Here is a 13,711-nt window from a genome sequence, read left to right on the forward strand (position 1 = left end):
GGAGCGACAATGCGGGCAACTTCGACCCTGTTGTTAATGGCATTGGCAGGATTTAGCCAGTGCGCGCTCGCCAAGGATATGACCCTTCGGGTCGGTGGATTTTACTCTCAGTCTGATTCCAGCATAGACGTAACCGATCCTGTGATTGGTGAAGACTTTCGGCTGGATTTCGAGAGCGACCTCCAGCTCGCCGAAAACCAGTTCCTGCCCTTTATCGAATTTGAATACGCCTTTGGCGACAGACACAATTTCTACCTGGATTGGAAACGTCTGCATCGCAGCGCCGAAACCAACGCCGTCACCCGCCCATTTGATGTACAAATCGACGATACAGTCTATTCCGTAAAGGCCGGTGGCCAACTCAATACCACACTGAATATTGATGTGCTGCGTCTTGGCTATGGTTACGACCTGCTACAAGGTGACAATTACAGCCTGGGCATTACCCTGGGATTACACACCATGTTCATCGAGTCGGTGTTTGAGGGTGCAATTGGCGCCTGTCTTGCCACCGAGCTGGATGGCGATCTGTGCAGCCAGCGCCCTATTCCGAGGATTGTGGAAAACAGCGTCACTGCCCCTCTGCCGGATATTGGCCTCATTGGTCATTACGAGTTTTTGCCCGGCTGGCGCTTCTCGGCCCATGGTCAGTACTTCGCCATCAAACTCGATGATTTGGATGGCTCACTGACTGACATCCGCGCCGGTGTCAGTGCCGACCTCGGCGAGAGCTGGAGCCTGTCACTGGCGTACAATTATTACAAAGTCGATGTGGATGTGACCCAGTCTGCTGAAAACATCAAAGTGGCCGATTACAACATCTTCTACAAGTTTGTTGGCCCAATGATTTCGGTCAGTTATCGCTTTTAAGCGATTTCCAGTCCATTAAGGCCCTCAGGGGCCTTTTTTATTACCGCTTTCTCTCTTGATTACTGCAGTGCCCTGATTATTTAAGTGCCCTGATGTTTGTCAATCTCAGTGAGACCCATACAGCCCGCCAGCCGCTATGGATTGACTCACAGCGTGTTAATTCACCTAAGTTTCGCAGGCTATTTATTAAACTGAGCTTTATCACCCTGCTGGAAACCTTCGGTTTAAACCCTCTGGATTCAGGGCTATCATAGCCCTATCGCTTCCTCTATTTCATCGGAACAGTCCATGGGCGAAAAGCCACCAGCCACCGCTGATCTCTTACAAACAGCTGCCGGGCGGTTGAAAAAAGCCGTTCCTTTGATGCTTAAACATCAAATCCCCACCACTCCGATAAACTATGCCCTCTGGTACACCTATGTGGGCGAGCAACAACCCGAGCTCAACAAAGCCCTGGACGACCTGGTGGCCCAGTACCACACACTGCCACCAGTCAGCGGCGAGCTCTTGTATCGCGAACATCTGGCCGATCCGGTTGAGCTTGATGTGCGGGATATGCGCCAGAATCTCGAGGCCATGGCCACCGAGCTTGGCAACCAGCTGAAAGACACCAACCTGGATGCCACCGCATTTCAGCAAAAAATCGACGCTAACTTTTCACGATTGGAACGCATAGACAACGAGAGCCTGAGTCTTGAACAGGTGCTGAATCTGGTGCGTACCCTAGTTAAAGAATCCGACGCCATCCGCGAGTCCACCAGCTACTTCACCGGCCAGCTCGCCAAGGCGCAGCAGGAAATCGATACACTCAAACGCCGGCTGGCCGAAAGTGAAAAAGATGTGTTTTTCGATGCACTCACGGGCTGTCTCAATCGCCGTGCCTTTGATGCCGACCTTGCTGGTCTGCTGGCACTGGCACCTGAGGGTTGTTGCCTTATCCTGTGTGATATCGACCATTTCAAGCACTTTAACGATAACTATGGCCACCAACTTGGCGATCAGGTACTGAAGCTGGTGGGCAAACGCCTAACCGAAGCCTGCCGGGACGGCGTGAAGTGCTACCGTTACGGCGGTGAGGAGTTTGCCCTGCTGGTCCCATCAAGCAATCTGCGCATCGCGCGCCAGTTGGCGGAAGGCATTCGCCGCGGCGTAGAAAAGCTGACCCTCAAGGACAGACGCAGGGATGCCCGTATCGACAACATCAGCGCGTCGTTCGGTGTGGCCCAGTGGCAACCCAAAATGACCGCAAGAAACCTGATTGAGCACTCCGACAAGCAGCTTTACGAAGCCAAACGCCTTGGACGCAACAGAGTCATGCCTATCTCAGGCTGACCACCATGGCCTTTGCTGCCGTATCCGGGCGACTCCACAGGTCGTCCGGCTCGGCCACCACAACAAATCGCTCATTGGCTCTGTCGCTTAAACCATAAAAGGGATAACAGGTAATAAGGGTTAACCTGTCGGTCACCTGCTCCAGCACTGATAGTTCCCGCTCCGACACCACGGAGGTGTATTTCACCCGATACTGCTGCAATTCACCGTGCATATTCTCCAGCAGCAGTTCGTCCCCCGGCTCCACCTCACGCAAAATGGCAAAATGGGTATCCCTGTGCCCGGCAATCACAGTATTGCCACCAGCGCCGGGAGCGGCAGTGTCTTCCAGCCAGCTTGGGGCAAAAGCCAGGTTACGACCATTGGCCCCCGCCAGAATGTAAAAACTTTCGCTGCTTTCCCCTGCGCGTCTGAGCTCCAAGCGCGCAATGGGGTGGGTATCGGCCCAGCCCCAGGGTTTATGGGGTAAGCCGTCTTTAAGACTCTGCTCCCAGGCACTGGCAATCAGGTACTGGGCAAGTAATGCTTTTGCCTGCATATATCCTCCAAAACTGATAAGAACAACTCCCGATAACAACAGCAACAAGGGCCAGCGTCTGCGGTGTCGGGGCCCAAATCTAAGCCGCTTCATCTTCCCGCCTCCACGTTGCCGCTGCGATAGCAAACAGCACCAGCAAAGCGCCGGCCAACATCAATCCCAGGCTACCCGACGCGGTTTGGGGCAATCTGCCGCCTTGCCAGCCATGGGGCGTTGCCTCCGGCAACCTGGCATCCAGTCCCTGGCCGTGTGAGACCCGGGTTTTATCCACGGCAACCAGGCTGGTGTGGGCTGTGACAAGGTGATATTCCAGTCCCAACGCCACAGTGGCTGCACGCCGCTGGGAAGGTGTTAATGTTTGTCGGACAAGGTCATCAACCCGGGCTTTGCCATATTGCAGGTCAAGGCCGCTGCCGCCCGGCACGGCACGTGGGGTAAGCTTGCGCTCCCAGATTTGGCCGTCCGTATTACCTTTGACTATGATGGGCATCAGCGCATCGGGGACCGTTCTGAGGCTCAGGTTAAGCGCCTCGCCCGCATACAAGTCGGGCAATACCCCAGGCATGGCATCAACGGGGCTACCGTCAGCCCAGGTCACGGACAGATCGCTAACCACGGGGTGCTCAATGCGACTCAAGAGCTGATTCATTTTTTCTGCCACTTCGCCGCCATGACCGATAAAGGTAAAGCTGCCACGACCTGCTGCAGCCGCCCGGCTCATGAAATACCCGTTTGGCGCGGCGCCGATAGCCACGGGGAAAAGCCGCGATGTGCCCAGACGCCGCTCAATCAGATTAAACAGCGCATCTTCGCCATTAACGGCGCCATCGGTAATAAAAAGCACCTGTCGCAACCGTTTGGTGTCTTCATCTACAACTGAAGGCGTTTTAAGGGCCAGCTCCAACGCAGATGCCATCTCAGTGCCGCCATCGGCCTCAAGGCTGCGCACAAATTGCTGGGCTGCCCCGAGATTAAATGCCGTTGCCGGTTTTGCGTCCGGCCACAACGGCCTGGCATCACTGGAAAAAGCAATAATATTGAAGCTGTCCTGTGGCCCCAAACCGCCGAGCGCGTGGATAAGGGCACTTCTTGCCTGCACCATGGAGTCTCCGGCCATGGAACCTGAGGTATCGATCACCAATACCAGCTCCCGCGCCAGGCGATTGGCCAAATTGGGTTGAGGTGGCATAAAGGTCAGCAAACCGTGGCTGTAATTCCCCTGGGAAAAATCTACCCGGACGTATTCATCCTGTTTGGCTTTATCCTGAGCAGTTCCATACTGAGTGTTTGCGCTTTCCACAGCGGCGGGATAGCTGTAGCCCGGCTGCACCAAAAAGTCTGCAACCGGCTCACTGCCTTCGTTAATCACCCAGGACAGCACCAAATCCCTGTCAGCCTCGGTGTCGGGGCAAAGCGATAACTGCCAGCCACCATCGCGATAGCCTTGCTCACACAAGCCATGGGATGGGCTTTCGACCGCCGCCACGGCAAAGCCAAAAATACTGGCGCTGAGTGACAGCGAGGGTGTTGGCGTGTCTGCCGGAGCCTCTGCCCGGGTGGCGGGCCAAAAAGGCGCAGCGGCATGAAGATGGTTCTGCGCCGCGCCCTGCACCCCGGATACCCAAGGCTCATCCTGCATCCTGTTCTGCGCCGAAGGCAGCATTGCTGAGGCGCCATACCTTGGCGTTTGTGCAGTGGGGATCCTGAGCTCAACCCGGCCCGCTTGTGGGTGCAGAATCTCCTGATAATCGATACTGACGGTAAGGGTTTCGCCGGGCATGAAATTGGCAATCCGTGTCGAAAAAAGATTGCTTTCGCTGTGGCTGACCAGGCTCGCCCGTTTACCATCCCGTTTTGCTTGCTCGTATACCCGCTCTGCGTGAGCTTTTTCCTGGATCTCTCCTTCAATCAGGCGTTCGCCGATTGTAAGGCGCATGCCACTCACCGCCGCATTGGGCGCCAGCGCAAAGCGGTAGTGGCCGTTTATCACTCTATTACTCTGATTTTGAAAGGTTTGAGAAACTGTAACCCGGCTGACCAAGGCACTGACCTTAACCGTGTAGCGGGTATCGAGGGCAAGACTGACTTGCTCCGTGCCCTCGTCTTCAAACATCAGCTCCCCGCCATGGCCCGGTGCTATGATGTCGCCTGGCGAAGTACTGCCCTGGCCAGCCATTGGACCATCGAGTGGCAAGGTTACGGGCTGCACTGTGCTGGCTGAGCTCGCGCTGACTGTTGGCGCTGCCAGCAACGCCATCATTGCCAGTGCAGTCAGGCCTTGCTTCATCTCCACCTTGGGCACGACCTTCCTTTGGCTATACATACTCTTATCATCCTTCATGCTATTCATTACCCGTACTTTGCCGTTGTTATGAATGGACTTTTATCAGTGCGTTGCCGCCATGCTGGTATCCGCAGGAACCAGCTCCAGAGTCACACGACGGTCAAAAAAGTCACTTTCAAAGCCCGCATCGGCACTGAGCGGCGCTGTGGCGCCAAAGGCCTTTCCCTGGAGCCGGTCTGATGCCACACCGGCACTGACGAGATAGGCTTTCACATTGGCGAGGCGCTGCTCAGACAGGGCCTGGTTGTAGTCACTGTCTCCCCTGCGGTCGGCAAAGCCTTTCAAATCAATAACCAGATCTGGCTGGGCCTCCATCACGCGGGCCACAGCCTGCAGTTGGTTTTGAAAGTGGGGTTCAATGTCCGACGATCCGGTTTTGAACTGCACGTTAAGCCCGAGCGTAAGCTCGGTCAGCTTGGCCTCCCGGGCTGTTTGCAGGGTATTCAGCTGGGCGCGGGTTATGGCATAGTCACTGGCAAGTGCATCATAGTTGGCGCTTTTTTGAGCAAGGCGTTCAATTTCGGCATCCTGTGTGGCGAGTGCCTGCTTATGATCGTTAATCTCTTCCTCATCACCGACGGATTTTCCGATAATGCCGCCGGCAAAGGCGCCTATGATGGCACCTACGGGTCCCCCCACGGCGGCACCAATCAGGGCACCTGAGCCCAAACCGACCAGTTCTTCGTTATGGTCGCGCTCAGCGGCATTGGCCGCAGGTGCAATCAGAGCCAGAGAAATAACAGAAGCGAGTAATTGGGTTTTCATAAGTCATCATTCCTTGTTGGACTGCCGGACGTGCCCGGCCTGTTGGTGATGAACTTATTTAACTCCCCTCTCGTGGCAATCAAGGGGAGTAAAAATGGCGCTTTAACTATCAATTGTGGCAACAAAATGGCAATCAAAGCCCCAGACTTTCAATGGGGCTAAATTGCTGTATAGTCAGCCATAGATTGAATTAGCCCCTGCAAAAACTGGCCTAGCGCCCGCTGTATTGAGTCACGCCATGAAACGAATTGCCATCGTCGAAGATGAAGCCGCCATCCGCGAAAACTACAAAGATGTGCTCCAGTCCCATGGATATCTGGTGCAAACCTTTGCCAATCGTCCCGATGCCATGCTGGCGTTTCAAACCCGGCTGCCGGATTTGGCCATTATAGATATTGGTCTTGGGGACGAAATCGATGGCGGTTTTACCCTGTGTCAGGGACTCAGAGCCCTGTCGCCCACCATTCCCATCATCTTTTTGACCGCCCGCGACAGTGACTTTGATACCGTCACAGGCCTTCGGCTGGGGGCGGACGACTATTTGTCCAAAGAAGTGAGTTTTCCACATCTGCTGGCTAGGCTGGCCGCGCTGTTTCGCCGCTGTGAACAGCTTAAAGCGCCGGCTACACCGGATAATCTGCTTACCCGTGGGCACCTGACCATAGATGCCAATCGCATTCAGGTGTACTGGCGCGATTTGCCGATTGAACTGACGGTGACCGAATTTTGGATGGTGCATGCTCTTGCCCGCCACCCGGGCCATGTGAAGAGCCGCACCGAACTGATGCAGGAAGCGAAAATCTACGTCGATGACAGCACCATCACCAGCCATGTAAAGCGCATTCGCAAAAAATTCATCGCGGCCGACACCGAGTTTGATTGCATCGACACCGTCTATGGCATGGGCTATCGATGGGACAGCCAGAGTTCATGATCCGCCTGCCATTGGGTCTTCGCGCCAAAGTCGTTATTCTCTCACTGTTTTTGCTGTGCCTGCCCTGGCTTGGCTATCAATATGTGTGGGAGATGGAAAAGTACCTGCGTCACGGCCAGGAACGTACCCTTGAAGGCACCACTCAGGCGCTGGCGACCGCACTGCACGAGCGTCCGAGGCTGTTTGACAGTCAGGCGAGCTTTTTATCCCAGGTCGAAAAACGTAAAGATCTCTACGCCCACCCGCTATCGGGTCCCATTCAGCTCGACGGAAAACTGGATGATTGGGAACCCTACCGCAGCAAGGCAATGCACTATGGTGCAGATATGCAGTTAATGAGAGGCTCACAAAGCAGCCTCAGCTTCAATCATATGATTGGGCGATACGGTAATTACCTGTACGCCTTTTTTGAAGTCACTGACCCGACGCCTGTGTATCGCGGCCGCAATAGCCTCAGGGTAGACAGAAATGATTATCTGGCCATCGCCACCCTCGATGGCAGCAATTTTTTCCACCGCTACGTGGTGGCGACACAGAAAGATGGCTGGGTGAACGCGTTCGAGCTGCCTGCCGACCCTCAGCTCAGTTTGCCAGCGCTGCCGGAGGTGCGTATTCAGGGGCAGTGGCACACCACGGCGCTTGGCTACAACATCGAGCTCAGGATCCCGCTGGAGATGCTGGGCGGCAAAATCAGTTTCGCCCTTCACGATGTCAACAACCCCAAAAACCGTGAACTGGTGGGGATAACGGGCACCTCCCGCACCGACAGCCCCGATAATCTGGGGACTGTACTTGTACCTTCTCCGGAAATCGAAGCCATCATCAAAGGCATGGGGCACAACAGCGCCCGCATCTGGGTAGTAGACAGACATGGTCGGGTGCTGGCGCGCTCAGGGGACATTAAAAACAGCGACAGTATCTGGACCAAGGCCATCGGCAACGAACGTCCCGAAGGCGCTTTTGAGCATTGGGTTCAGGAGTATCTTTATCCACTTTACTATCGGGTGCTCACCAAACCGCCTGAGGACTTTATCGATGGCCTTCAGGACTCCACTGAGCTCGAAGGCAGCCATATTCAAAGGGCACTTTCCGGCAAGCCCGGCAGCACCTGGCGCCTGACCCCGGACAACAAGGCCGTGGTCCTTGCGGCGGCCAGCCCCATTTGGATTGATGACAAGGTTATGGGCGCCGTGGTGGCCGAAGAAACCACCCATGGGATCCGCACCTTAAGAAACCGTGCGCTGGAAAAACTCTTCAATGTGATCCTGACCATCATGAGCATGGGTACGCTGGCACTGTTTTTCTTTGCCTCCAATATCTCCAGCCGTATCCGTAATCTCAGGGATCAGGCCGAGAGCGCCATTGATGCACAGGGTCGGGTGAAGGCCAGCATCAGTCCGTCACAGTCGCTGGATGAAATTGGCGACTTGTCGCGTTCACTGGCAGGCATGGTGCAACGTCTGTCCCAGTACACCCATTATCTGGAAAATATGTCGTCCCGATTGGGCCACGAACTGAGAACCCCGGTGGCCGTGGTGCGCTCAAGCCTGGAGCATCTTTCAATGCTGAGTCTTGGGGATGACAGACAAAAGTACGTCGACCGCGCCCAGGAAGGCGTGAGTCGCCTGAGTCTCATTCTCGCCAACATGAGCGAAGCCACCCGTTTGGAAGAGTCGCTGTCTCAATCCGACAAGGTACGTTTTGATGCCAAGGCGGTGATAAAGGGCTGTGTTCAGGGTTACCAAATTACCTACCCAGGCGTTGCGTTAGCGCTGACAGTGGATGAGGGAGACTACCCGCTGCGAGGTGTGCCCGAGTACCTGGCGCAGCTTATGGATAAGCTGATAAGCAATGCACTGGAATTTATGACACCGGGTACACCCATCAATATCAGTCTCAGTCACAGTCATAAAAAGCTGAAACTTTGCGTCACTAATCAGGGGCCATTGTTGCCTGAGGACATGGCAGAGCGCATCTTCGACTCCATGGTCACTGTGAGGCCTCCGGGGCAGGATAATAAACCGCACCTTGGATTGGGTTTGTATATTGCAAGACTGATTGCCGGATTTCACGGCGGCGATATCAAAGCGGAAAATCTCGCCGGTAACGACGGTGTCCGTATATCCGTCTCAATGCCGCTCGAGTCTGCACTTTGACTGAAACCAGACAGGCTCAATTGACGAAATAACTGAGCGGCGCTGTGGGCAAGCAGATTAAACCTTGCCCTGTTCACACCACTCTTGTAGCGTCGGCATCGTAAACGATGGGGTATTCATCCGGACACAAACCTTAAGGGATTATCAGGGACGCATAATGAAAAGTACGGACAAACACGCAGCCTCGCAGGTCGCCACTGTTACTCAGAAATCCTTCACGCAGGGGATGACGGCACTTATCTTAACTTCCGCACTCTCTGTGTTAGCCTTTTCAAGTAGCGTCCAAGCCACAGTTCAAAACGCGCAATTATCCCAGCAGCATGCTCCCTGCGTTGATAACAAATGGCCAAAATCTCGACTGTTAAGCCTTGCGGGAAGCCAGTTTGAGATGACGGACGCCGACCGGAATGACATGGTGATGAGGTTAATAAGCTGCCTTGCAGACACAGATCCGGAGCTTCGAGACGCGGTTGCCTTCAGTGGATTAAGCCACTGGCTCAGAGCCAATGACCTTACAAATGAGACGGTAAAGAGCCTGTATACAAAGCTTTCCGGTGATGTCCGCAAACGCAAAGATGACCCAAATGGCGTCTATCTTCCCTTTGCCATCCTGACCCTCTCGGAAGTGGCCAGAGTTGACAGGGTCAGCCCATTTTTTGAACCCGCTGAGCGGGACGCTCTCAGTAAGTTAGCTGCGGACACCATGGCAGGGATCCAGGATTATCGGGGCTTCGATGAGACGATTGGCTGGCGCCATCAGGTGGCTCACAGTGCAGATTTACTGCTGCAACTCGTCCTCAATCCGGCGTTGTCATCGGATGACATAATGGAGCTGGTTACATCGATACAGCATCAGCTCAGCCCCGCCGGGCATTTTTATGTATATGGTGAGCCGGAGCGCCTGGCCCGTCCGGTGCTTTACGCCATGCTAAGGGACGATATCCCTGATAGCTTTTGGCACAGTCAATTGGCCAGGTGGAGCACACCTGTCCATATCGAAGGCTGGGACAAGGCCTTTAGCTCCAATGCAGGGCTTGCTGAACGCCATAATCGCCGGGCATTTTTCAGTGCCCTGCTGCTTGGTATCTCAGGCAGCAAGCAGCCCAGATTGCTTGCGCTGCAGCCAGCAATTCAGGCCGCGATGAAAAAGCTGCCCTGAGACAACCGCTCGGTGCAGTATCTCAGTTTAATTTGGCCATCCATATGGTAAGATGGCCAAAATCTTATTCCAGGGGCAGGACGCAGCATGTCAGATAAACCCATGAAAACCGCCACGAAAATCGTAAGTCTTGGCCGAGAAAAGAAATACAGTAAAGGGGTCATAAATCCTCCCGTGTTTCGCGCCTCCACCATAGTGTTCGACACCATGGAGGAAATGCGTCATGCCGCCAAAAACAAACACAATGGTGAAATGTTTTATGGCCGCCGCGGCACGCCAACGCATTTTGGTTTTCAGGCCGCCATTGCCGAGCTGGAAGGTGGTGCGGGCACGGCGCTCTACCCCAGTGGCGCAGCGGCCATTTCAGCCAGCTTATTGGCCTTTCTCCAGGCAGGCGATCACCTGCTGATGGTCGACAGCGTGTATGAGCCGACCCGGGACCTGTGTGACAAGGTACTCAAGGGCTACGGTATTGAAACCACCTACTACGATCCCTTGATTGGTGCCGGTATCGAGGCCTTAATCCGCCCCAACACCAGGGTGCTCTTTGTTGAGTCCCCAGGCTCTATCACCATGGAAGTGCAGGATGTGCCCACCCTCGCCCGTATCGCCCATGAACACGGATTGGTGGTGATACTCGATAACACCTGGGCTTCGCCCATCAACAGCCGTCCCTTTGAGCTTGGCGTGGATGTCTCCATTCAGGCCGCCACAAAATACATCGTCGGTCACTCAGATGTGATGATGGGAACAGCAACCGCCAGCCCACAATATTGGGACAAGCTGCGTGAGCACAGTTATCTCCTGGGGCAAACAACCTCGCCGGATGACGTGTACCTGGCCGCACGGGGTCTTCGCACCCTGGGGGTACGCATGGCACAGCACGAAAAAAATGCACTCGCCGTGGCCAACTGGCTTAAGACCCGTCCGGAAGTCGACCACCTTCGCCACCCGGCTTTTGAAGAGTGCCCCGGCCATGAGTTTTTCAAACGGGACTTTTCTGGCAGTAATGGACTGTTTTCATTCGTATTAAAGCGAGGAACCGTGGACGCAGTAACTGCCATGGTCGAAGGCATGAGTCACTTTAAAATGGGCTTTTCATGGGGCGGTTTTGAAAGCCTTATCCTCGGGGTGACAGGAATTCACAACATCCGCTCAGCCACCCGCTGGGACAGCAGTAAACCCCTTATTCGGGTGCACATTGGCCTGGAAGATCCGGAAGATTTGATTGAGGATCTCAGCGCCGGGTTTGTGCGTTTCAATGAGGTCATGGCCAAAGAAACGCAAGGGTGAAAGTCTCAGTCTTGAAGAGACACTGGCCGGTTCCCAGCACGGTCATCTAAGTATCCAAAACAACAGAGTCCGCAGTGTAAGCTGCGGACTCTTATGATTTCAGGCATTCACCTCAACAGTTCCTGGCTGTTCTTTCCAGAGAGACTCGGAACACTCAGGCAACAGGTTAATTACCCGAGGGCACGGGCTTCATCTCCCCCTGCTGCCAGGCTTGGGTGCCGTATAGCGGCACGGTTGAGAGCGAGTGCTTGTGGCTGCCAGAGGTTTCTTTGGTGGAATAGGAAAGATACATCAGAGTTTGCGAGCCAGCATCATAGATACGGCGAACTTTCAGGGTTTTAAAGAGCACACTGAGGGAGCTTGAAAACACCACTTCACCGTTTTTGCTTTTGTCGATGTCGGCAATCTGGGAGGCCAGAATGGGGCCGGTCTGGCGGCAGGATATGGACATGTCAGACGGGTCAGCCAGGGATAAATCGGCTTCCACCCGGCTGATATGACAGGTCACCCCCGGCACCTTGGGATCTTGCCTGGCGTCAATCACCACATCCTTGGTGGTAAAAAGCCCGAGGCTCACCTTCCCCACATCATCGCCACACCCCAAGAGTACCAAGATGGCAAGACCAAATAAGGCGATTTTTTTCATCCAGCTGAGTTCCATATAGCCTCCTTTTCCCTTAATCAGGCAAATTCCAATGCCGCCCGGCGGGCAAGCCCGGCGGTGACTGAGCCAAAGCTGTCGCCCTGCACCACCTCAACCCCGGGATACACGGCTGCGATGCTGCTTGCCACCTGCGGGCAACGACTACTGCCACCGGTGACATAAATCAGATCCGGGGAAGACTCGTCCCCCACCGCGGCTCTCATCAGTTCACCGATACGCTGCACCAGGGGCGCAATCGCAAGACCGAACGCATCAGCAGCAACACTGGTGTGTGCTCCATCGGGGTGTTCAACCTGAGTGAGCTCTTCACCGCTCAGGTCAATTTTGGCAAGTTCAGCCAGTTTCACCAACTGGCAGTGTTGCTGGTCTCGTCTAAGCCTGGCCAATCGGTCGAGGGCATCGGGGTTAATGGCGTCTTTTCTGAGTTCTTTAATGGCCGTGGCATAACTCAGGGAGAAAAAGTCGCGCTGCGCCCCCACATCGTTAATGGCCACCGCCTGCCAGAACATTTGTCTTGGCATGGGTTTACCCGTACTCAGCATATCGCCAAGGCCGTAATGGGGCATCAGGCACTCCATGGCAAGCGCAATATCCAAATCGTTTCCGCCAATACGCTGGCCACTGTGGCCAAGGCAGTCTTCGCTGCGCTCGGTTTGGCTGCGTTTATTGGGTCCCATGGTCACCAAAGAGCAATCTGTGGTACCGCCGCCTACGTCCACCACCAATACCCGCTTGTCTGCCTCGAGGGACGATTCAAAATCAAAGGCAGCCGCGAGGGGTTCGAACAGGAATGACACTTGAGTGAAACCCGCTCTCATGGCGGCAATTTGCAGAATACTCTGGGCCTGAATATTGGCCTCTTCACCGCCAATACCCTGAAAGTTAACCGGCCGACCGATAACGGCGTGAGTCACAGGGTTTTGCAGCAACGCATCGGCGCGGCCTTTCACTTCAAGCATCATCAGGGTAACTATGTCTTCAAACAGAGCCACCTGCTCAGGGCGCAGGCCGGTTGCGCCCAAAAAGGATTTGGGTGAACGCACAAAAAAGCCTTCTTCGGGGGTATCCAGATAGGCTTTCAGTGCCGCCTCTCCGATGAACACAGTGTCATCAGTTGCGGTTAAATCCAGTTCCTGACGCATGCGTCGGGCGCGGGCAAGTTCAGCCCCACGTTTTTGCACCAGCGCCCTGGCTTGATTATCGGGTAAACGCTGACACACCGCCTCGGTGATGAAACTGACATCCAGCGCATACACCACCGACATCAGATATTGGCCACCTGAATCTCCGATGGGCAGCAGACGTACTGAGTCCCCTTCACATACCGCCATGGCGCAGTTGGCACTGCCATAGTCAAATCCTGCAAACACCCGATTTCTCCAAGCGAATAAAAAAGCCGTCCAAGGTAGCAAAAACGCCCCCGACTGAAAAGCAAAAGGCGGCTTTATGGGGTAAATTTCAGCGGGTAATGCGGCGTCAGTCCTGTATTCAAATGCTGGGATTTTCTGATGATGAAGTTGATAGCAGTGCCAAGACGAGCGGCGACAGCAGCCGGTTCACAAATCTGACATATTGTTGAAGTAATCTCAGCGACTGGGCTATTATTTTCAATAAAGCCAATCACTTGTTACTGATTTTGCTTCAGTGACACCCCCG

General features: G+C 54.6%; 11 protein-coding genes. 6 read left to right on the forward strand and 5 right to left on the reverse strand.

The window, feature by feature from the left end; translation table 11 throughout:
* Nucleotides 1-9 precede the first annotated feature (9 nt).
* Both SAMA_RS10440 and SAMA_RS10445 read left to right on the forward strand, forming a co-directional pair.
* On the forward strand, nt 10-870 hold the full coding sequence (locus SAMA_RS10440; RefSeq protein ID WP_011760113.1) for a porin family protein: 861 nt from the start codon (nt 10-12) through the stop codon (nt 868-870).
* A 288-nt stretch (nt 871-1,158) separates the two neighbouring features.
* The gene (locus SAMA_RS10445; RefSeq protein WP_011760114.1) at nt 1,159-2,202 is read left to right on the forward strand and encodes a GGDEF domain-containing protein; all 1,044 of its coding nucleotides are present in this window, start codon (nt 1,159-1,161) and stop codon (nt 2,200-2,202) included.
* Here SAMA_RS10445 and SAMA_RS10450 read toward each other — a convergent pair.
* The 3 genes from SAMA_RS10450 to pdsO all read right to left on the reverse strand — a co-directional run bounded on the left by SAMA_RS10450 (nt 2,189) and on the right by pdsO (nt 5,849).
* Nucleotides 2,189-2,833 carry a class GN sortase gene (locus tag SAMA_RS10450; protein WP_011760115.1) on the reverse strand — a complete coding sequence of 215 codons (645 nt, stop codon included), beginning with the start codon at nt 2,831-2,833 and terminating at the stop codon, nt 2,189-2,191. The genes SAMA_RS10445 and SAMA_RS10450 overlap by 14 nt on opposite strands.
* Nucleotides 2,820-5,063 carry a marine proteobacterial sortase target protein gene (locus SAMA_RS10455; RefSeq protein WP_198134276.1) on the reverse strand — a complete coding sequence of 748 codons (2,244 nt, stop codon included), beginning with the start codon at nt 5,061-5,063 and terminating at the stop codon, nt 2,820-2,822. Before SAMA_RS10455 ends, SAMA_RS10450 begins: the two co-directional genes overlap by 14 nt.
* Nucleotides 5,064-5,126: 63 nt before the next feature.
* Nucleotides 5,127-5,849, reverse strand: a complete 723-nt coding sequence (gene pdsO, locus SAMA_RS10460) for a sortase-associated OmpA-like protein PdsO (RefSeq protein ID WP_011760117.1) — start codon at nt 5,847-5,849, stop codon at nt 5,127-5,129.
* 238 nt (nt 5,850-6,087) lie between these two features.
* On the opposite strand from pdsO, the gene pdsR reads away from it, so the two are divergent.
* The 4 genes from pdsR to SAMA_RS10480 all read left to right on the forward strand — a co-directional run bounded on the left by pdsR (nt 6,088) and on the right by SAMA_RS10480 (nt 11,391).
* Complete coding sequence (gene pdsR, locus SAMA_RS10465; protein WP_011760118.1) at nt 6,088-6,783, forward strand: proteobacterial dedicated sortase system response regulator; 696 nt, start codon at nt 6,088-6,090, stop codon at nt 6,781-6,783.
* Nucleotides 6,780-8,939 (forward strand): proteobacterial dedicated sortase system histidine kinase, encoded by a 2,160-nt coding sequence (pdsS, locus tag SAMA_RS10470; RefSeq protein ID WP_011760119.1) that lies wholly within the window; start codon nt 6,780-6,782, stop codon nt 8,937-8,939. The genes pdsR and pdsS overlap by 4 nt, the downstream gene beginning before the upstream one ends.
* A gap of 388 nt (nt 8,940-9,327) precedes the next feature.
* Nucleotides 9,328-10,098: a DUF2785 domain-containing protein gene (locus SAMA_RS10475; RefSeq protein WP_198134277.1), complete on the forward strand. Its 771-nt coding sequence runs from the start codon at nt 9,328-9,330 to the stop codon at nt 10,096-10,098.
* A gap of 87 nt (nt 10,099-10,185) precedes the next feature.
* A complete protein-coding gene (locus tag SAMA_RS10480; RefSeq protein WP_011760121.1) occupies nt 10,186-11,391 on the forward strand; it encodes a cystathionine beta-lyase in 1,206 nt (401 codons plus the stop codon).
* A 166-nt stretch (nt 11,392-11,557) separates the two neighbouring features.
* On the opposite strand, the gene SAMA_RS10485 is transcribed toward SAMA_RS10480, so the two are convergent.
* Together SAMA_RS10485 and yegD are read right to left on the reverse strand one after the other, a co-directional pair.
* The gene (locus SAMA_RS10485) at nt 11,558-12,052 is read right to left on the reverse strand and encodes a CreA family protein (RefSeq protein WP_011760122.1); all 495 of its coding nucleotides are present in this window, start codon (nt 12,050-12,052) and stop codon (nt 11,558-11,560) included.
* 20 nt (nt 12,053-12,072) lie between these two features.
* Nucleotides 12,073-13,425 carry a molecular chaperone gene (gene yegD / locus SAMA_RS10490; protein WP_011760123.1) on the reverse strand — a complete coding sequence of 451 codons (1,353 nt, stop codon included), beginning with the start codon at nt 13,423-13,425 and terminating at the stop codon, nt 12,073-12,075.
* Nucleotides 13,426-13,711: the final 286 nt, after the last annotated feature.

Source organism: Shewanella amazonensis SB2B (assembly GCF_000015245.1).
GTDB lineage: Bacteria > Pseudomonadota > Gammaproteobacteria > Enterobacterales > Shewanellaceae > Shewanella > Shewanella amazonensis.